Source organism: Proteus terrae, assembly GCF_003144325.1.
GTDB lineage: Bacteria > Pseudomonadota > Gammaproteobacteria > Enterobacterales > Enterobacteriaceae > Proteus > Proteus terrae.
In genome coordinates this window covers 15,746-36,613 of sequence record NZ_PENS01000004.1, presented here as the reverse complement: position 1 = coordinate 36,613, position 20,868 = coordinate 15,746, and the positions used below count along the sequence as shown (strand labels likewise).

Below are 20,868 nucleotides of genomic sequence, written 5' to 3'. Positions count from 1 at the left end.
ATTTCCGAACGATTTTTATCAAGTAAAGACGATATACTAATAAAGAATATCGACTTAATGAGATTTCATGTAAAGCGACAGCAATTTTTATCAAAAAAGCGTAATCTTTACGCATATTGACAGAGGTTTCCTTTTTCTATCAGATAATAATTGGTACTTTGTTGTTGTAATTAATAATAAGGATTTTTTGTATGAAATGTCACCGTCTTAATGAAGTTATGGAATTACTGCACCCAGTTTGGGAAGAAAATTCTGATTTAAACTTAGTTCAATTATTGCAGAAACTGGCTGATGAAGCGGGTTTTAAAGGTCAATTATCTGATCTGACTGATGATATTTTGATTTACCATCTGAAAATGCGCGGTTCAGCACCGACAGATGTGATACCAGGACTGAAAAAAGATTACGAAGAAGATTTTAAAACCGCCATTTTACGTGCTCGTGGCGTGATTAAAGATTAAGTTCAGGATAGAAAATGGAAATGTCTGCCTCATTTAATTTTCAGGGACTTTCACCTGATAACATTTGGGATGCGTTAGTTAAAATCGGTTTTTATCCTGAATCAGGGTTAACGGAATTAAATAGCTATGAAAATCGTGTTTTTCAATTTATGGATGAACATCGACAACGTTATGTGGTGAAATTTTATCGCCCACAACGTTGGTCGTATGAACAAATAAAAGAAGAACATGAATTTGTTTTAGCATTAAAGGAGGCAGAGGTATCCGTAGCTGCCCCTTTAATCATTAATAATGAGACAGTTCATCTTTCTGATGATGGCTTTTATTTTGCAATATTCCCCAGCATAGGGGGAAGAGCATATGAAACTGATAATTTATTTCAGCTAGAAGAAGTAGGACGCACATTAGGGCGCATTCATCAAATAGGCAGAAAAAAGAGTTATGAGTATCGACCAACAGTTTCTATTGCAGAATATCTGATAGCACCAAAATTGGAATTTGAAAGTAGTGCGTTAATTCCTAATAACCTCAAACCTAAATTTATAGAGGTTATAGATAAACTTATTTATGATGTGCATCCTAGAATTGAGGACTCTGCATGGCAAATATTACGGCTACATGGTGATTGCCATCCCGGTAATATATTGTGGCGTGATGAAGTTGTAATGGTTGATTTTGATGATTCCCGAATGGGACCTGCGGTACAAGACTTTTGGATGCTATTAAATGGCTCACGGCAAGAGCAGGTTATACAATTAGATACGATCCTTGAGTCTTATTATGAATACCAAGATTTTGATTTACGTGAATTGTCATTAATTGAACCACTAAGAGCGATGAGAATGGTGCATTACCTCGCATGGGTATTAAAACGCTGGAATGATCCTGCTTTCCCACGCGCTTTTGTTTGGTTTAAAGAGCAAGATTTTTGGTTTAAACAATTAGCCTTATTCAAGGGACAAGTGGAGCAATTAAATGAGCCTCCTTTACAGCTTAGTCCAATGTATTAATTCTTAGGAGACGATGAGAAATGAAAAAGATTTGGCTGGCGTTAGCAAGTATGGTATTGGCATTCAGTGTTTCTGCTGCTGATATTTCTGAAGGAAAACAGTACACTAACCTTTCTAAACCTGTTGCTTCGGCGCCTGATGTTGTTGAGTTTTTCTCTTTTTATTGCCCACACTGCTATCAATTCTCTGAAGTGTATAAAGTTAATAGCACTGTTGAAAAGAATGCGCCAGAAAATACCAACATTGTCCGCTATCACGTTGATTTCTTAGGACCTTTAGGTAAAGATTTAACACGTTCTTGGGCTGTTGCAATGGCATTAGGTGTTGAAGATCAAGTTTCTCCAGTTTTATTTAAAGGAATTCAAGAAACTCAATCTATCCGTTCTGTTGACGATATCCGTAATGCCTTTATTAACTCTGGTGTTAAAGGCGAAGATTATGATGCTGCAATGAATAGCTTTGTGGTGAATTCTTTAGTTAGCCAACAACAAAATGCTGTCGCTGATTTTCAAATCAATGGTGTTCCAGCTATGATAATTGGCGGTAAATATAAAATGAAAAATGATGGTATCAGCGCAAAATCACCAGAAGAGTATGCAAAAACATATTCTGATATTGTGAATCAGTTATTGCTGAAAAAATAATATAGGCTTAATCTTTTCCTATATGGACTAAGTAAAAGTATATAGATTTTTATATGAAAAATAGCACTCAAGAAATAGGAGTGCTATTTTTTTACTTTCATATTTTTGTCATAATATAACTATCCACATTAATAAAAAATACTACGATTAATTTATAATATCTTAATAAATTCTCTAAGTGATTGATTTTTTAATTGTGTTAATAAATTGAAAAGAAGCCTAACTTATTAATATAGAGAGGGTTACAAAACTACTCACAGAGTTATCCACAGGTTATTTTGATGTTGGTTAGAAAATAAAGTCTTAGTAGAAAAAGATGACACTAATATGACCGTTAATATTAATGATGAGTCAATGGCTTTATCTTAAATGCTTTCTAAATAAAGTCGTCAGTTTGCTGTTTAGTCTTTATTTCTAATTAGGATCAGATTAATGGGAGTAGTGTCTGGTAAAAAAGTACTTTAATTAATATTAATTTATTACTCATACTTATTTTTTCTGTTAAGTTCGGCTAATAATAGATAATTGAGTATTTAAGCCGAATTTCTACATTTAAGAACAGGTAATATTCGTCTATTGGGCTGTGATGTGGCATTCTAGTCATATCAACGAACCTCAGAACAATGATGAACAGATTATGGTCCAGATAGCAGAAAACCCCTTTATCCTTGTAGATGGCTCCTCATATCTTTACCGCGCCTATCATGCATTTCCACCGTTAACCAATAGCCAAGGTGAGCCAACGGGTGCGATGTATGGTGTGTTGAACATGTTACGTAGCCTGATAATACAGTATAAACCAAGCCATGTTGCGGTTGTGTTTGACGCTAAAGGTAAAACATTCCGTGATGAGTTGTATGAGGAATATAAATCTAATCGTCCTCCAATGCCGGATGATTTACGTGAGCAGATAGCGCCTTTACATGAGATGGTGCAAGCAATGGGTTTACCCTTGTTATCTATTTCAGGCGTGGAAGCAGATGACGTTATTGGAACATTGGCACTAAAAGCGGCGGCTGATGGACGTGATGTTTTAATAAGCACAGGTGATAAAGACATGGCGCAATTAGTGACGCCAAAGATCACGCTTATTAACACCATGACTAACGTTATTTTAGGTCCCGATGAAGTTAAAGAAAAATATGGTGTTCCTCCTGAACTGATTATTGATTTCCTCGCATTAATGGGTGATTCATCAGATAACATTCCTGGTGTTCCGGGCGTGGGTGAGAAAACCGCATTAGGCCTTTTACAGGGACTTGGTAGTTTAGATGATATCTATCAACAGCTTGATAATATCGCAACCTTGAGTTTCCGTGGTGCCAAAACACTTGGCGCAAAAATGGCGGAGCATGAGAAAGTGGCAAAACTTTCTTATAAGCTGGCAACGATTAAAACGGATGTTGAACTCGATAAAACGTTTGATGATTTAGTGGTTAATGAGCCAAATTTAGATCAACTATTAGATATGTTCACGCGTTATGAATTTAAACGCTGGATAAGTGATCTTCAGAATGGTGGATGGTTAGCACAACGTAGTACACACAAAATCGCAGTGCCTTACACCTCCGATGCTGTAAAATCCAAGGAAGTACCAACGTCAGCTAATTTCCCTGTTATTACACAGGAGAATTATGAAGCTGTCTTAACGCACGAAAGCTTAGCGCGATGGGTTGAACTTCTCAAAAAGGCATCAGCATTTGCATTCGATACAGAAACTGACAGCTTAAATAATATTGATGCTCGCTTAGTAGGATTATCATTTGCTATTGAGCCGGGTAAAGCCGCTTATATTCCACTGCGTCATGAGTATTTAGATGCACCAGATCAGCTTCCGGTTAATGATGTGCTCACGGCATTAAAACCCATTTTAGAAGATAAAAATATTTTAAAAATTGGGCAAAACTTGAAGTTTGACCGTGGCATTATGGAAAATGAAGGTATCGCATTAAACGGTATTCATTTTGATACGATGTTGGAATCTTACGTATTAAATAGCGTAGGTAATCGACATGATATGGATACGTTGGCTGAAAAACATTTAAACCATAAAACCACAACATTTGAAGAAATAGCGGGTAAAGGTAAAGGTCAACTGACTTTTAACCAAATTGAGGTTGAGCAAGCAACGTTATATGCTGCTGAAGATGCGGATATCACTTTATTACTTCATCAAGCGTTGTATCCTCAAATAGAAGCCATTGAGCCTCTTAAACATGTTTACCGCGATATCGAAATGCCGCTAGTTCCTGTGCTTTCTAGAATGGAACGCAAAGGGGTATTAATTGATGCTCAAGTGTTAGCGGTTCAATCTCAAGAGATTACACAACGTTTAGCTGAAATCGAAAAAGAGACATTTGCGTTAGCGGGGCAAGAGTTTAATCTCTCTTCACCTAAACAGTTACAAGAAATCTTATTTGATAAGCTGCAATTACCCGTTATCAAGAAAACCCCGAAAGGGGCACCGTCCACCAATGAAGAAGTATTGGAAGAATTAGCACACAGCCATGAATTACCTCGCTTAATTTTAGAGCATCGTGGCCTTGCGAAACTAAAATCAACCTATACTGATAAGTTGCCATTGATGGTGAATAGTAAGACGAAGCGTGTACATACTTCATATCATCAAGCGGTAACGGCAACGGGCCGTTTATCTTCTCGCGATCCGAATCTTCAAAATATTCCAGTGAGAAATGAAGAAGGACGTCGAATTCGCCAAGCATTTATTGCGCGTGAAGGTTTTAAAATTGTAGCTGCCGACTATTCACAAATTGAATTACGGATCATGGCGCATTTATCGCAAGATAAGGGTTTGTTAGATGCCTTTGCTCAAGGTAAAGATATTCACCGTGCAACTGCATCTGAAGTATTTGGCATACCTTTAGAGGAAGTGACCTCTGAACAACGTCGTAGTGCGAAAGCGATAAACTTTGGTCTTATTTATGGCATGAGTGCCTTTGGCTTATCTCAACAAATTGGTGTTGAGAGAAGAGAAGCTCAGCGTTATATGGATCTCTATTTTGAACGTTATCCGGGTGTTTTGGACTATATGGAGCGCACACGTAAGCAAGCTTCTGAACAAGGCTATGTTGAAACGTTAGATGGTCGTCGTCTCTATTTACCAGAAATTAATTCAAAGAATGCTATTCGTCGTAAAGCTTCAGAGCGTGAGGCAATCAATGCCCCAATGCAAGGTACTGCTGCTGATATCATCAAAAAAGCGATGATTGCTGTAGATAATTGGATTTGCAATGAATGCCCTGATGATGTGCATATGATTATGCAAGTACACGATGAATTGGTATTTGAAGTACGAGAGTCTTATTTGGAGAATGCAAATATCATGATCCACAAATTAATGGAAAGTAGTATGGAATTAGCTATTCCGTTAAAAGTTGAAGTGGGTGTCGGCAATAATTGGGATGAAGCACACTAGTTTTTAAATACTATTTTTAACTAGAAAAGGGCACAGGATTGTGCCCTTTTTGTTTATGCTTTGCTGTTTAGAGCAAGTTCAGACTCTTCAAATTCAAGAAAGTCTTCATGCAAACCTTGGATTAACCTATCTGTTGTGGTGCCTTCGTTATCGAGTTCCATCAAAGACCAACCCACATTACCATTCACGTCATAAAGATAGCCTTGATCAAGCATATCAATTACTTTTCCAATAATTGATTTACCATAGAAATGCAGTAATTTCTTAAGTTCTTGCTCATCAAATTGGGAAGCTAGCTTTTGATGTACTTCGGGTGCTTCATCAGAGTAAATATCCATTTCACTGAGATTTCCTTCAACATCACGATAGATATCGGTGAGCCCTTTTAACACAAGGAAGCGTGCAAATTGTGGAATGTTTTCTTGTAATTCACTATTTGCCCATGATTTTGGGTTCGTTGCGCCGGCGGCTTTGAGTTGTTCACATAAATCCTTAAATCGACTATTTTCCATTTTTTCCTCAAGTGATTTACTGATGAAATTTTAAATCTATTGTATAAGGGATGGAGAGAAAGACAGTGAGAATTTATCTGTATTAGGATAGAAAAAAGAAAAGCTCGGTTAATTGCCGAGCTTTTTTATGTCAAAACTTATCAAAATGTGAAAAAGAGATAAGTGAATAATTAAGCAACTTGTGAGTCGATCAGTTTGCTCAATTTCTTCTGTTTTTTCTCAATACGTTGACGTTTTAACGGAGATAAATGGTCAATAAAGAGTTTGCCATCAAGATGGTCTAACTCATGCTGAATGCAGCCTGCAAACAAATCAGAGGCTTCAAGTTCAATTTCATCACCATTTCTATCCAATGCCTTAACCTTTAAGAAGCGATAACGCTCTGTTGGGGCAAAAGAATCTGGAATAGATAGACACCCATCCATCATATCCATCACTTCATCTTCAGTGCTGATAATTTCAGGATTGATAAGTGCAATCGGTTGATCTCGGTTTTCAGAAACATCAATTACAACAATGCGTTTAGATACATTAACCTGAGGTGCCGCTAAGCCAATACCTCGTTCTGCATACATGGTTTCAATCATGTCATCGATTAATGTGCGTATTTCGTCATCTACTTTTTCCACTGGTACTGCGACTCTGCGCAGACGCTCATCTGGAAAACGCAGGAGCGTTAATACAGCCATGGATACCTCATTTTATCGCTAATTACATATTTACTACGGTCTCGCGATAAGCGTATCACAAAATCATTAAGGATAAACCGCACCTTTTGTGTGATTTGTTCTATTTTTAATCATATTCACGTGAGTGATTAAAGTCTCATAATTATGTAATTAAACTACATTTATTTATGGTTTGAATACATAAATACATTGCTGAATCGTGTCTGCATGTGAAAAAAAATTACAAAAGGGCTTTTATTAACCAATAAAATAGAGTACATTATCTCTTGTAGGGTACAGAGGTAAGATGTTCTATCTTTCAGACCTTTTACTTCACGTAATCGGATTTAGCTGAATATTAGCTGCCCCAGTCGACTTTATTTCGACTGGGGCATTTTTTTGCCTAAAATTCACAGGAGTGGTCTGTGCGAGAAGTGAAAGGGAAAAGTGATTTCCCCTTTTATCAATAGAAGAGCAGAACGCTATCGTTGAGAAAAAAGAAGATAATTAAGCGTTATGATCATTTGTAGGTTGTTCTTCTGAACCTGAAAACCATTCATTAAGTGTGTTACGTAGCTTATCAATGCCAATTTTTTTCAATGATGAAAAATATTCTACGCGGATATCGCCTACTTTATTTGCTAGCTCTTCACGCACGCTCATTAACTGCTTTTTACGCGCACCTGATGCGAGTTTATCTGCTTTAGTCAGTAAAACGAGAGTAGGAAGCTCTGAGCCTACAGCCCAGTCAATCATTTGCATATCGAGATCTTTTAATGGATGACGAATATCCATTAAAATAACGACACCTTTTAGGCATTCTCTTTTTTGTAGGTATTCACCTAAAGAGCGTTGCCATTTACGTTTCATTTCTTCAGGAACTTGAGCATAGCCGTAGCCGGGTAAATCGACTAAGCGTAAACCTTCTTCAATTTGGAAAAGGTTGATTAATTGAGTACGGCCAGGTGTTTTACTGGTTCTGGCTAATCCATTTTGTTGGGTTAATGCATTTAAAGCACTGGATTTACCGGCATTAGAGCGACCCGCAAAGGCAATTTCAATTCCTGTATCTAGTGGTAAATGACGGATATCAGGCGCACTGATAATGAAATGTGCTTTTTGGTAGTTAAATTGGGTCATTATGGTATAAACCTCTCTGAAATAATGCGGCTTTTCATGCATACTCATTTCGATTTCGCATGAAAATGAATATTTAAAATATTTATTTGCTCTATTTTGGCGCAATTTAATGACTTATAACAGTGCTTAAAAATTAAAATTTACCCTGTTATAACGTAATTAGGCTTATTGAGCGTAAATAAAGGTAAATGATTGGCACTATTTACCTCAGCGAATTAGAATCGCTGCATATTAAGTAAGTTGTAGACTATTAAAGTAAAGGATCCCTGCATGTTAAAACGTTTTCTTGTCACCTTCGTTACCGCTTGCACTTTAACAACAGCGACTTTTGCAATGGCAACGGGAGAAACCTTCGTTAAATTAGTCACCTCTGAAGGCAATATTGAAATATCACTGGATAATAAAAAAGCCCCAATTACAACGAAAAATTTTATTCAGTATGTCGAAGATGGGTACTATAACGGCACCACTTTTCATCGTGTTATTCCTGGTTTTATGGTTCAAGGCGGTGGCTTTACTGCTGATTTACAGCAAAAACAAACCAGAGCGCCAATTAAGAATGAAGCCGACAATGGATTACGCAATATAAAAGGTTCTATTGCCATGGCGCGCACGTCAGATAAAGACAGCGCCACCAGCCAATTCTTTATTAATGTGGCTGACAATGCATTTTTAGATCACGGCCAACGTGATTTTGGCTATGCCGTATTTGGTCAAGTTGTGAAAGGAATGGATGTAGTCGATAAAATTTCACAAACTCCAACTCGTAATATTGGGCCTTATCAAAATGTGCCAGTAAAAACAGTCACAATTTTATCTGCGGAAGTCGTAAAACAATAAACGCATTATTGGGATAGGATATCCACTTATTCTGATAAGATAAAATGCATATAAACCGGAATGAATGTTTTCATTCCGGGATTTTTAGTACGAAAAAAATATTTTTTATCCTTCCTTTTTTTGTGTGATCTCCTGTAATAAGTATTCACTGCGCTATTAATCACTCTATTCATCATCAATTACCGTCATTCTTGTTATTGCGCAATAAATCAGCAGGTCTTCTTGCTTACTATTCATATTTTATACCTGTGCTATGATAATCGGCTTTGTTGTACCCAAGTCGGTTAAACAACGAACTATTTTGGCAAATCTACACTCGCTTTAAAATAGTAATAAAATAGATAATGATAAGAAAATCAGTCGGATAGGCTAATATGCTGTTACTTATTGATAATTACGACTCGTTTACCTACAACCTCTATCAGTATTTCTGTGAATTGGGTGCTGAGGTTGTTGTTAAGCGTAATGATGAGATCGGACTTAAAGAGATAGAAAAGATGATGCCAGCACATCTTGTTATCTCGCCAGGACCTTGTACCCCTGATGAAGCTGGGATCTCTCTTGAGGCTATACAGCGGTTTGCCGGTGAAATTCCTATTCTTGGGGTTTGTCTTGGACATCAAGCGATAGGGCAAGCTTTTGGTGCATCGGTTATCAGAGCACGAGAAGTGATGCATGGTAAAAATTCATTAATACATCATAATCAACAAGGTGTTTTTAAGGGACTTAATCGACCTTTAAGTGTGACGCGTTACCACTCTTTAGTGATTGATGCGACAACATTACCAGTACCTTTTGAAGTGACGGCATGGAGCCAACATGATGGAAATGTTGATGAAATTATGGGAATTCGCCATCGTACACTGCCAATTGAAGGGGTTCAATTTCACCCGGAAAGTATTTTAAGTGAACAAGGGCATGAGCTATTAAATAATTTCCTTAAATATTAAATGGATAGCATTTAAATAGTGAAATAACGTCTTTTTATACAAAACCACATTTGATTTTTTATTCATATTTAGTGATTATATTTTCATATTGAATATGGATAACGATCAGGTGGGGTAATGACAAATCAAAGCATGAACAGGGCAACATACGATCAAGTAATGTTGCCAATTTATTCACCCGCAGAATTTATTCCTGTCAAAGGGATGGGTAGCCGTGTTTGGGATCAGCAAGGGAAATCGTATATCGATTTTGCTGGTGGTATTGCGGTTTTAGCACTAGGACATGCTCATCCAGCTCTAAATCAAGCCTTGAAAGAACAAAGTGAGCAACTTTGGCACGTCAGTAATATTTTTACGAATGAACCTGCATTACGTTTAGCTCAAAAATTAATAGATAACACATTTGCAGAACGTGTCTTTTTTGCCAATTCGGGTGCAGAAGCAAATGAAGCCGCATTTAAATTGGCTCGCCATTATGCCGTTACTCGTCATAGCCCTTATAAAACTAAAATTATTGCCTTTCACAATGCATTTCATGGCAGAACGCTGTTTACAGTATCGGTTGGTGGACAACCTAAATATGCGGATGGTTTTGGTCCTAAGCCTGCCGATATCGTGCATGTACCGTTTAATGATTTAGATGCCGTTAAAGCGGTTATGGATGACCACACTTGTGCCGTTGTTTTAGAGCCAGTTCAAGGTGAAGGTGGGGTAACAGCAGCAACACCTGAGTTTATGCGGGGGCTACGTGAGCTGTGCGATAAGCATCAAGCTCTGCTTGTTCTTGATGAAGTACAAACAGGTATGGGGCGTACAGGTAAACTGTTTGCCTATATGAACTATGATGTGACACCGGACATTATTACAACCGCCAAAGCGCTGGGAAGTGGTTTTCCACTCAGTGCGATGTTAACAACATATGAGATAGCTTCCGCAATGGGTGTTGGAACGCATGGTACAACCTATGGTGGCAATCCATTAGCTTGTGCAGTGGGCAATGTCGCATTTGATTTAATTAATACACCTGAGGTACTTGGGGGTGTAGAAAAGCGCTATCAATGGATTGTGGATGAACTGGCGGCAATCAATCAAACGTACCAGGTCTTTTCGCAAATCCGTGGACAAGGTTTATTGATAGGAGCGCAATTAGCGCCACAATATGAAGGTAAAGCCAAAGAGTTACTCGGTCTTGCTGCTAAACATGGCTTAATGATGTTAAACGCAGGGGCTGACGTGATGCGTTTTACACCGTCGTTAATTATTACTCAAGAAGAACTGCAAGAAGGCATGGTGGCATTGAAAGCGGCTATTGCAGAATTTGTAAAAGGATAGTATCAATTAAAAACCCCATCAATAAGGATGGGGTTTACACAAAAAGTATATCAATAGCCCTGTTATGGGCTATTGTTTGTTTCGAGTGGGGAAACTTAGCGAGTCCCGTAAACGACGATAGTTTTACCGTGTGCGGAGATCAAATTTTGATCTTCTAGCATTTTCAGAATACGACCTACAGTTTCGCGTGAACAACCAACGATTTGACCAATTTCCTGACGTGTAATTTTAATTTGCATGCCATCAGGATGCGTCATTGCATCGGGTTGTTTTGCTAAGTTTAATAAGGTTTGTGCAATACGACCTGTTACATCAAGGAAAGCAAGGTTGCCTACTTTTTCTGATGTTGTTTGTAATCTGTTCGCCATTTGAGCAGAAAGGCGCATCAGAATATCAGGGTTAACCTGAATTAATTGGCGGAATTTTTTATAGGAAATTTCTGCTACTTCACAGGCTGTTTTTGCTCGAACCCATGCACTACGTTCTTGATCTTCTTCAAATAATCCAAGTTCACCGATGAAATCCCCCTGATTTAGGTAGGAGAGGATCATTTCTTTTCCTTCTTCATCTTTAATAAGAACAGCCACGGAACCTTTAACAATATAATAAAGTGTTTCCGCTTTCTCACCTTGGTGGATCAGCGTGCTCTTGGATGGATATTTGTGAATATGGCAGTGTGACAAAAACCATTCAAGAGTCGGGTCTGTTTGCGGCTTGCCGAGAACCATTCGCGTTATCCTCTGTACGTTAAATGCAGCCTTTCAAAACGGATAGGTTCCCTTTTGAGACAGCGTGCTTAAAAATCCTATCTTTACCTATTAACTTCCTGAGAACACGGTAAGTTAATATGGAGTAGATTATAATAAATGAGAAAATAATGCATTGATCTTAACCACTATCATCAAGCAGATATTGTTTTTAACACAATTAGTGCATTAAGTCTCGTTTTACGCAGTCAGCATAATAAACCTATTTGCTAATTGCTAGTTGAATTATGAGAATGTACTCTTTTAGTTTCTGTTATCTTTAGGGGGAAAATAAATGGAAGCGCGAGTTAAGTGGGTTGAAGATTTATCTTTTGTCGGCGAATCTTCATCAGGCCATCAAATGATGATGGATGGGAATTCGGGTGATAAAGCCCCAAGCCCAATGGAAATGGTATTAATTGCTGCGGGTGGATGTAGCGCTATTGATGTCGTGAGTATTTTACGTAAAGGTCGTCACCAAGTGACTGATTGTGAAGTGAAATTAACATCAGAGCGACGCGAAGAAGCACCTCGTTTATTTACTGATATTAATTTACATTTTATTGTTTCAGGTAAAGAATTAACGGATAAAATCGTAGAACGAGCAGTTCAATTATCCGCAGAAAAATATTGTTCTGTTTCTCTAATGTTAGGAAAAGCAGCCAATATTACGCATTCATTTGAAATAAAAGATGCTGACTAAATTTGATATTTTAAAATAAAGTTTAATTTGAAAAATAATATCCCATTAATTAAGGGATATTATTTTTATAGAGATAAATTTTATTTTGGTTAACTTATCTTTTCGCCATTTAATAATTTTTTGACTAATGGTGCCATAATTAATTCCATCGCTAATCCTAATTTACCACCCGGTACAACAATAGTGTTTATTGTTGACATAAACGAGCCATGTAACATCGCAAGTAAATAGGGAAAATCAATATCAGTTAAGCCACGAAAACGAATAACAATAAAGCTTTCATCAAGAGTGGGAATTGCTTTGGCAGAAAAAGGGTTCGAAGTATCAACGGTCGGAACGCGTTGGAAGTTAATGTGAGTGCGTGAGAATTGAGGAATAATATAGTTAATATAATCATCCATTGAACGCACCACTGAATCTCTTACGGCTTCTTGTGAGTGGCCCCGTTCGGTTGTATCTCGGATAAGTTTTTGTATCCACTCAAGGTTAACGATAGGAACAACGCCCACTAATAAATCAACATGCTGTGCGACATCATGTTCATCAGTGACAACACCTCCGTGTAATCCTTCATAAAAGAGTACATCGGTATTATTAGGTAATGATTCCCATGGTGTAAAAGTCCCTGGCAATTGATTGTAGGGAGTTGCTTCATCATAAGAGTGTAAATATTTACGTGATTGGCCTTGTCCTGTTTCGCTATAGTGGCTGAATGTGGAACTCAGTAGGCTAAAATCATTTGCTTCAGGGCCAAAATAGCTAATATGTCGCCCTTGTTCTTTGGCTTTTCTTATCGCCATATCCATTTCAGGGCGAGTATAGCGATGAAAACTATCTCCATCAATTAAAGCAGAATGTGCATTAAGTTGTTGGAATATCTTACGAAAAGCTTGGCTCGTGGTAGTCGTTCCTGCTCCACTTGAGCCAGTAACCGCGATGATAGGATGTTTGACTGACATAGGTTATCCTTTTGCAAAATAAGGTTAGCCCTTATTGGTGGCAATATTGCGCTCTGGAGTGATTAATCAGAGCGAAATTGCGATGCAGGCATAATATTGACGCTTTCATGAAGTTCTGACCAAACTAACACGGCTTCACCAGATTTAAGTTGTTTTTTTACATCGGCGACTTTTTGTTCAAGCGTCTTTTCTTGGATACCATAATCAGTGCCTTCTCGTAAAACGAAACTTTCAATAAGATTGTCTAGGGTTTCTGTGGAAAGTTCGTTCCAAGGTATTATCATTTGGTTTTCTCCAAATAAGCGGATAACCAGTCAGGTATCCGATTTTCAAGCCACATCACGGGCTTAGAAAGCTTGCCACTGACAAAACCCACATGCCCGCCAAATTCAGTAAGTTGATACTCAATATTATTGGGTAGTGTTGTGATATCAGGAATAACATCTGCAGACATAAAAGGATCATCTTTAGCGTGAATGATCAGTGTCGTTTTCTTTATTTTATTTAATAAAGGCAAGGCACTGCATTGGCGATAGTAATCTAGGGCATCTTTAAATCCATGAATTTTAGAGGTAATTAGATCGTCAAATTGGCGTAGTTTTTTGATGGATTTTATTGTCAACAAACTAATTGGCAATGATTCAGGATAGCGGATCAGTTTACGTGTCGCGTTATTTTTTAGTCCTTTTAATAGATACCATTGATAAAAACGGGAAAAACCATGCTCAATTTTAGTTGAACAAGGCTCTAACATTAATGGTGCTGATACAATAACTGCTGCATCTACTACGGCATTTTCACCACTTTCAGCAAGGTAATAAGCGAGCATGTTACCTCCAAGAGAGTAGCCGACAGCAGCTGTTGGTTGTTCACCAAACTCCTTTTTTAGCCAATTTAAAAAGTAGCGAGCATCTTCGGTTTCACCTGAGTGATAGATGCGTTTTTGTCTATTGGGCTCGCCACTACATCCTCTAAAATGCATTACAACACTTAGCCAGCCTCTCTCTTTTGCTGCTGATAACATGCCATGAACATAAGGACTGCTAAAGCTTCCTTCTAAACCATGAAAGATCACTAACCTTGGTTTATCGAGAGCCATTTTAGGATCTTCACTCCATGCCAAATCGACAAAATCATTATCAGGAAGGTTTAGTCGTTGCCAATAAGGCGTTAATAGTGGTGTTCTACGCACTATTCTTGGTAAAAGCGTTTGTAAATGTGGATTTTTAGCCCAACGCATTGGATTAAAGTATTGAGACATATTTCCCGTCTATCAAAATGAATTAACACTTGTTTGCTAAATAACATACTGCTATTTTCGGTGAAAATAAAACATCTGTCACATCTTTGAGCTCTCGCCATGACAATTAGCCTTATTTTTTCTTTAACTATTTTCTTGTTTATTGCCGCTATCACACCTGGACCCAACAACTTATTACTGACTTCATCAGGTGCTAATGTCGGTTTTAAAGGCTCACTAAAGCTTATGGTGGGTATTATGCTGGGAATGCAATGTGTTTTACTTAGCTCGGCATTTGGTGTGGCTGCATTACTGATTATTTATCCTGCATTGCATATAGGATTAAAGATAATCGGGAGTGCATACTTACTTTGGCTTGCTTGGAAAACAGCGACATCATCTTATCAGCGTTTAGATATCCCAGCAAAAACGTCACAAGCAGTAAGTTGGTTTCAAGGCGGATTATTGCAATTTCTCAATCCTAAAGCGTGGATGATGGGATTAGGGGCTGTTGGGAGTTTTAGTTTATCTGGTGATGCCTATTTTAGTTCAATTATTGCGATGAGTATTGTGATGGTGATAGTGAATTTTGTTGCAGGCATTGTTTGGATTTTAGGGGGAACCTTAATCAGCTTATTTTTACAAAGCAGAAGGTCTTGGTTTATTTTTAATATTTCAATGGGATTATTAACGGCGCTCTGCGTCCCTTTGATTTGGATAGAGTAATTTCAGAAAATAGGTATAAATCAATGGTTAACCAAACTTTTTTGATTTAAATGATGTTTTTTTAAGATTTGTTGAAATGATCTCTCTTGATGTGTGTCAAAAAAAGAGTATTCCTCTATAAAAAGAGAGATCTACGACCGTCCACTGATACAATCATTCATGTTAAAGTACTCTCTTGTATAAAGTGATGACTGATTTTTTTAGTCATTATATAGATCTCTTTATTCAACTATTTGATTTTTTATTTCTCATTATTAACACTATTAAAATGGAAAAATAACTATTTTATATAGAAATTATTTATTCTTTTTACTGTTTCTATTAAAGTGATTTTTATTACGTTTATGTTTTTGAATTGTTATTAAATGAATGTAGGTGTTTGAAAATAAAAATTTATTAAGAATAAATAGATTAAGTCTATATCGTTCTATTGACCTAAAAGAATAAATTATTATTTAAAATAAAGAGAGGAATAAATTAAGTATTATAAATATAAGGACTGATGAGCATTGTTCCGATTGAAAAAATAATTATAAAACTATTATAAAAACAAGTATTCCAATAATAAGGTGATTTTTTCTATACTTTATTGTTGTTCATTATCTCTTTTTAATTGATTTTATTCTAAGAAATTAATTTTTTTAGGTATTAAATACTGTACCAAGAATTACTCCATATAACTATATAGTACTCGAAGTGGATATTGTCATTATGCCGACATTAACGAAAATTGCCTGGATAAAGCCGGGCATGGCTACAAATCAGCGAAAAATAGCAGACTACATTTTAGATAATCCAGAAAAAACAATCACTTTATCGTCACAGCAACTTGCTGAAACAATGGGGGTGAGTCAATCTGCTATTGTTAAATTTAGTCAAAAAATAGGATTCAAAGGCTTTCCTTCTTTGAAACTCGCCATTAGTGAAGAGCTAGGTCGAAAGAACGCGAATTCAGGGGCAAATCCTAGCCTATTACATAATCAAATAGGCTCTGAAGATAGCTTAGTGGTTATCGCACAAAAACTTGCTCAAGAGAAAAATAATTCAATTTGCGATACAACTCGCCAAATTAATTACCTCCATTTTGAAAAGGTGATCCAGCTTATTGATGAAGCTCAGCGAGTTCAGATTATTGGTATTGGTGGTTCAGGATTAGTCGCAAGAGATTTAAGCTATAAATTACAAAAAATAGGAATAACCACGCTGATTGAAACAGATCACCATGTTCAGATATCTGTTGCCCAAATGTTAAGTCCAAAAGATTTACAGATAGTTATTTCTTATAGTGGCAAAAGAAAAGATATGTTAGTTGCGGCTTCTGTAGCTAAAAAACAGGGAGCAAAAATCATTGCTATTACAGGAGAAAAACACTCTCCATTAGGAAGAATTTCTGATTATATATTAGAAACAATTGCGGATGAAGGTGAGTGGCGAAGCGCTTCAATCTCTTCACGCACAGCACAAAACACGATTACTGACCTTATTTTTATGGCGTTATTAAAGAAACGTGATGAGTGTGCGAAGACATTAGTGCTAAGCTCACAGGCATTAATTAATAGCCTAGATAATTAAAAAATTTGAACTGATTCAAAAAATTAATATTTAAACATAGGTATTTACACTTATTACTAAAGTTATTCTCCTAACGGCCGAAACGATAGTTATTTAGGCAGTCTTTTTTTGTTGAGATGTTTTAATTTCAATGTCGAGGAGAGTAACTAATGCGTAACAATCAACCGGTGACACAGCGAGAATACCCGGTATCTGAAAACGCAACACTGATGTCGACGACAGATCTTGATGGCAATATTATTTATGCCAACGAGGACTTTGTCGAAGCCAGTGGGTTTTCAGTGGAAGAACTAGTGGGACAACCCCACAATATTGTCCGACATCCAGATATCCCTTCAGCAGTTTTTAAGGATATGTGGAAAACGTTAAAACAAGGAGAGGTTTGGACTGGGATCGTGAAGAATCGGCGTAAAAATGGGGATTACTATTGGGTAAGAGCGAATATCACCCCTATTATACGTCAGGGTAAAATTCAAAGTTTTATGTCGGTAAGGACTTCTGCAAGAAAAGAGGAAATAGCACAAGCCTCAGCGCTTTACGCTGCGTTTAATCAAGGTAAGTATCCTTCACACATGTTTTTAAAAGGCGCTTTTGTTTATAAAGGATGGCAACGTTGGCGCTCATGGAATCAGACAATTTCATTAAAAAAACGGCTCCGTCTTTTAATACTCTTACCTCTACCTTTTATGTTGTTGAGTGCATGGTTTGCTGGTTTATCGGGTTATGCTCTTTTTATGCATATTGCGATTTTGTTGGTATTACTGATGGCAAATGAACGTATTCTCTATTTTCAGATTGTTAAGCCAATTAGACTACTGAATGAGCAAGCGAATCGAGTTGCAACTGGCGATGAGCATAACGTTACATATATAAATCGCATCGATGAAGTGGGTATGACACAGCGTTCAGTTAATCAATTAGGGCGTATGTTTCGTTGGTTAGTCAGTGATGTGAGTCATCAAATACATCAAGTAGACATCTCTTGTGATCAATTAGCAGCAGGTAATCGCGATCTGTATGTAAGAACAGAGCAAACTGCCAGCAATGTTGAAGCAACTGCCTCAACGATGAATGAATTAACGACAGCGGTAAGTAGTAATAGTGAAACGGCAGGGCAAGCAAACAACCTTTCTAATATCACTTGTGAGGCAGCGATAAAAGGAGGTAGTGCAATGGATAATATCGTTAATACAATGAATGATATTGCGAAGAGTTCTGATCGTATTAGTAATATCATTGGTGTTATTGATAGCATTGCCTTTCAAACTAATATCCTTGCACTTAATGCATCCGTAGAAGCTGCCAGAGCAGGGGAACAAGGTCGAGGTTTCTCAGTCGTTGCCACCGAAGTAAGAGAATTGGCGCAGCGCAGTGCAGAGGCTGCGAAAGAGATCAAAACACTGATCAGTGATTCAAGTAGCAATATCAAAGTTGGCTCAAAGCAAGTCAATGAAACTGTCGGAACTATGGAAGATATTGTAGTACATGTTAAAAATGTGACTGATTTAATTGGTGAAATCAGTCTTGCATCATCAGAGCAGAGTGCAGGTTTAAAAGAACTTGGTCGCGCTGTTGAAAAATTGGAATCGATTACGCATGAAAATGCGAATTATGTTTCTAAAGCCTCAATGATTTCAGGTGAAATGAAAGTACAAACTAATTACTTAGTTAGTGCAATCAATGTATTTCATTAATTTATCATTATTGAAGAAGTAAAAGAAAAAGACACCTACTAAAAATAGGTGTCTTTATGTTTATCTAAATCACGCTTTTATCCTGAGCAACTCAATGAGTTAAAAGCTTGTCCAATCATCATCTTCACCGTCATTTACAGTCGCTGTTCCTTTTGCTGATTTTCTCTCTTTCACGTCATCTTTGACTGTGTTTTTTATCTTCTCATCTTTTGTATGCAGTGATTTTTCAGATGAGAATTGTTTTTCTATTACTTTATGTTGTGTCTTTTTATTGAACTGTTCACTTTCAGCCGTTTTAAATTGCTCAACAATTTGTTCAAGATTACCCGCTTCTTCAGTCAATAAGCTGGCAACAGCAGAAGATTGTTCAACCATCGTCGCATTTTGCTGTGTTGCTTTATCCATTTCAGTGACCGCAAGAGAGACTTGGGTGATACCTCGGGTTTGCTCTTCTGACGCAGATAAAATTTCAGTCATTGAATCTTCAACATGTTTTACGGATGTTAGTATTTCGCCCATAGAAATGCTAACTTGCTCAACCAGATCATTGCCATGACGAACACGGCTAATAGAGGCATCAATTAACTCTTTAATTTCCTTTGCAGCTTCGGCACTGCGTTGTGCCAATTCTCTGACTTCGGTGGCAACGACTGAGAAACCTCGACCTTGTTCACCCGCTCTTGCGGCTTCAACCGCAGCATTTAACGAGAGAATATTGGTTTGGAAAGCGATGCTATTGATAACCGCGGTGATTTCACCAATTTTTTGTGAGCTATCGGCAATATCAGTCATCGTTTTCACCATTCTATTGGTGACATCGCCCCCTTTGCTGGCAATATTGGAGGTCTGACTAATCAGGTGTGAAACTTCACGAGCGCTTTCTGTATTATTTCTTACTGTTGCTGTGAGTTGTTCCATACTAGATGCGGTTTCTTCTAATGCGCTAGCTTGTTCTTCAGTACGGCAAGAAAGATCGGTATTGCCTGCTGATAACTCTTGAACACCCGTGTAAATATGATGACTTGTTCCTCGAATAGCATTCACAATTAATGACAGTTCAGTACGCATATATTGAATACCTGTAATTAATTGGTCAATTTCATTATTCCCTTTTGCTGTGATGTTTTTATTTTCTAATAAATTTCCTTGAGAAATATCTGACATATAATCCACGATTTGATTGATACGTAAAACAATATTTCGACGTATCCAAAGCACAACAAGGACAGTAAAAAGAATAAAAATAAACATAAAGACAAAAGTTAAAATCAAGGTACGTTCATAATTACCTTGAGCTGCTTTTATTGCATGAGTAACAACGTTATCACTGAGATAATCTGTTGCTTCATAAAGGGATTGAGTAAAGCGTTCATTGGTATTATGTGCATAAAGAGATTGAAAGCCGTAGTAATCACGAATTTCTAAACATGATACAAGTTGGTCAAGATCATAAAGTACACGTTTAAAGAGCTTTTTCATGCTCTCTATTTTTTCGGGCTCAAAATCTGCTTCTTCGGTAGCTGTGAAATATGCAGTAATAATACGTGTAATTTCTTGTTTTCTTTTTGGATAAGAGGAAATGAAATCAGAAATTTTACTTTCTGCAATATCGGGTGTGAGATGGGCTTCAAACATAACATTTAGCATATCTTCACGTAATTTATTTAACTCAGCATAACCATAATCCATCGTTTTTATCTGTTCAAAGCCATTCGCTAATTGTGAGATCCGCTTATTTGTTAAACTCGCATCACGGATACTCATTGCACCAGAAAAAAGTTGAATGGCGCAAAACAGTATTAAGATAAACATTAAGCCATTAGATATTTTTATTCGTTTCAGCATAGCCTTACCTATTTAATTGGTTTGTAGGACACACAGCAAGGAGCGATAACTATTTATCAATTAAACTTATTCGGCTAAATATTTAAAAACTTTAACTTTGCTACTCTGTTTTATAGTAAAGACGACTTATATTTCTTTTTTTAGCTTTGATTGTCAGCTAATGGCTAAAATTTTCTAATGATTTATAGAAAAACCTATAAGTATATTATCTTACTTATTTTTTGTGTTAATTGTTAAAATATAAATATTAATAATGTTTTGTTGGATATTAAAATAATAATAAGCAATATTTTATTTTTATTTATCTTTTTATCTTATGATAAGACAAATAAAATTGTCGCTTTCATAAACACTCTTAATTTTTCTCAAAAAATGCTTTTGTTTCGTATA

The 20,868-nt window shown here is 36.9% G+C and carries 20 protein-coding genes; 12 read left to right on the top strand and 8 right to left on the bottom strand.

Annotated elements, in window-relative coordinates; translation table 11 throughout:
• Nucleotides 1–191 precede the first annotated feature (191 nt).
• From DK857_RS03620 to polA, 4 genes are all read left to right on the top strand, one after another.
• Nucleotides 192–461, top strand: a complete 270-nt coding sequence (locus tag DK857_RS03620; RefSeq protein WP_075673332.1) for a YihD family protein — start codon at nt 192–194, stop codon at nt 459–461.
• 14 nt (nt 462–475) lie between these two features.
• Nucleotides 476–1,471, top strand: a complete 996-nt coding sequence (locus DK857_RS03615; protein WP_109395015.1) for a serine/threonine protein kinase — start codon at nt 476–478, stop codon at nt 1,469–1,471.
• A 20-nt stretch (nt 1,472–1,491) separates the two neighbouring features.
• The gene (dsbA, locus tag DK857_RS03610; protein ID WP_109395014.1) at nt 1,492–2,115 is read left to right on the top strand and encodes a thiol:disulfide interchange protein DsbA; all 624 of its coding nucleotides are present in this window, start codon (nt 1,492–1,494) and stop codon (nt 2,113–2,115) included.
• Nucleotides 2,116–2,752: 637 nt separating this feature from the next.
• Entirely contained in the window at nt 2,753–5,551 is a 2,799-nt protein-coding gene (gene polA, locus DK857_RS03605) for a DNA polymerase I (RefSeq protein WP_109401682.1), read from the top strand.
• 53 nt (nt 5,552–5,604) lie between these two features.
• Here the strand turns inward: polA and DK857_RS03600 are convergent, their stop codons facing one another.
• Nucleotides 5,605–6,063, bottom strand: a complete 459-nt coding sequence (locus DK857_RS03600; protein ID WP_109395013.1) for a hypothetical protein — start codon at nt 6,061–6,063, stop codon at nt 5,605–5,607.
• A 170-nt stretch (nt 6,064–6,233) separates the two neighbouring features.
• Complete coding sequence (def, locus tag DK857_RS03595) at nt 6,234–6,752, bottom strand: peptide deformylase (RefSeq protein WP_075673328.1); 519 nt, start codon at nt 6,750–6,752, stop codon at nt 6,234–6,236.
• Nucleotides 6,753–7,038: 286 nt separating this feature from the next.
• Between def and DK857_RS19635 the strand changes: the two genes are divergently transcribed.
• The gene (locus tag DK857_RS19635) at nt 7,039–7,086 is read left to right on the top strand and encodes a hypothetical protein (protein WP_438361642.1); all 48 of its coding nucleotides are present in this window, start codon (nt 7,039–7,041) and stop codon (nt 7,084–7,086) included.
• 152 nt (nt 7,087–7,238) lie between these two features.
• Here the strand turns inward: DK857_RS19635 and yihA are convergent, their stop codons facing one another.
• Nucleotides 7,239–7,871 carry a ribosome biogenesis GTP-binding protein YihA/YsxC gene (gene yihA, locus DK857_RS03590; protein WP_109401567.1) on the bottom strand — a complete coding sequence of 211 codons (633 nt, stop codon included), beginning with the start codon at nt 7,869–7,871 and terminating at the stop codon, nt 7,239–7,241.
• Nucleotides 7,872–8,141: 270 nt separating this feature from the next.
• Between yihA and ppiA the strand changes: the two genes are divergently transcribed.
• From ppiA to argD, 3 genes are all read left to right on the top strand, one after another.
• A complete protein-coding gene (gene ppiA, locus DK857_RS03585; protein ID WP_109395011.1) occupies nt 8,142–8,711 on the top strand; it encodes a peptidylprolyl isomerase A in 570 nt (189 codons plus the stop codon).
• A gap of 374 nt (nt 8,712–9,085) precedes the next feature.
• Nucleotides 9,086–9,661, top strand: a complete 576-nt coding sequence (locus DK857_RS03580; protein WP_036933913.1) for an aminodeoxychorismate synthase component II — start codon at nt 9,086–9,088, stop codon at nt 9,659–9,661.
• Between the two features lie 117 nt (nt 9,662–9,778).
• On the top strand, nt 9,779–10,993 hold the full coding sequence (gene argD, locus DK857_RS03575) for a bifunctional acetylornithine/succinyldiaminopimelate transaminase (RefSeq protein WP_109395010.1): 1,215 nt from the start codon (nt 9,779–9,781) through the stop codon (nt 10,991–10,993).
• Nucleotides 10,994–11,088: 95 nt separating this feature from the next.
• On the opposite strand, the gene crp is transcribed toward argD, so the two are convergent.
• A complete protein-coding gene (gene crp / locus DK857_RS03570; protein ID WP_004246872.1) occupies nt 11,089–11,721 on the bottom strand; it encodes a cAMP-activated global transcriptional regulator CRP in 633 nt (210 codons plus the stop codon).
• Between the two features lie 313 nt (nt 11,722–12,034).
• Here crp and DK857_RS03565 point away from each other — a divergent pair, with 313 nt between their 5' ends.
• Nucleotides 12,035–12,442, top strand: coding sequence for an OsmC family protein (locus tag DK857_RS03565; RefSeq protein ID WP_109395009.1), 408 nt, complete (start codon nt 12,035–12,037; stop codon nt 12,440–12,442).
• 89 nt (nt 12,443–12,531) lie between these two features.
• Here DK857_RS03565 and DK857_RS03560 read toward each other — a convergent pair whose 3' ends face one another.
• From DK857_RS03560 to DK857_RS03550, 3 genes are all read right to left on the bottom strand, one after another.
• Nucleotides 12,532–13,401 (bottom strand): phosphoribulokinase, encoded by an 870-nt coding sequence (locus tag DK857_RS03560; RefSeq protein ID WP_072068774.1) that lies wholly within the window; start codon nt 13,399–13,401, stop codon nt 12,532–12,534.
• 62 nt (nt 13,402–13,463) lie between these two features.
• Nucleotides 13,464–13,685 (bottom strand): YheU family protein, encoded by a 222-nt coding sequence (locus tag DK857_RS03555; RefSeq protein ID WP_036933921.1) that lies wholly within the window; start codon nt 13,683–13,685, stop codon nt 13,464–13,466.
• Entirely contained in the window at nt 13,682–14,662 is a 981-nt protein-coding gene (locus DK857_RS03550; protein ID WP_109395008.1) for a hydrolase, read from the bottom strand. The genes DK857_RS03555 and DK857_RS03550 overlap by 4 nt, the downstream gene beginning before the upstream one ends.
• Nucleotides 14,663–14,761: 99 nt before the next feature.
• On the opposite strand from DK857_RS03550, the gene DK857_RS03545 reads away from it, so the two are divergent.
• From DK857_RS03545 to DK857_RS03535, 3 genes are all read left to right on the top strand, one after another.
• Nucleotides 14,762–15,367, top strand: coding sequence for a LysE family translocator (locus DK857_RS03545; RefSeq protein ID WP_109395007.1), 606 nt, complete (start codon nt 14,762–14,764; stop codon nt 15,365–15,367).
• A gap of 711 nt (nt 15,368–16,078) precedes the next feature.
• The gene (locus DK857_RS03540) at nt 16,079–16,939 is read left to right on the top strand and encodes an SIS domain-containing protein (protein ID WP_109395006.1); all 861 of its coding nucleotides are present in this window, start codon (nt 16,079–16,081) and stop codon (nt 16,937–16,939) included.
• A 149-nt stretch (nt 16,940–17,088) separates the two neighbouring features.
• Nucleotides 17,089–18,633 carry a methyl-accepting chemotaxis protein gene (locus DK857_RS03535; RefSeq protein ID WP_109395005.1) on the top strand — a complete coding sequence of 515 codons (1,545 nt, stop codon included), beginning with the start codon at nt 17,089–17,091 and terminating at the stop codon, nt 18,631–18,633.
• Nucleotides 18,634–18,732: 99 nt separating this feature from the next.
• On the opposite strand, the gene DK857_RS03530 is transcribed toward DK857_RS03535, so the two are convergent.
• Nucleotides 18,733–20,478 carry a methyl-accepting chemotaxis protein gene (locus DK857_RS03530; RefSeq protein WP_109401566.1) on the bottom strand — a complete coding sequence of 582 codons (1,746 nt, stop codon included), beginning with the start codon at nt 20,476–20,478 and terminating at the stop codon, nt 18,733–18,735.
• Between the last annotated feature and the right edge of the window lie 390 nt (nt 20,479–20,868).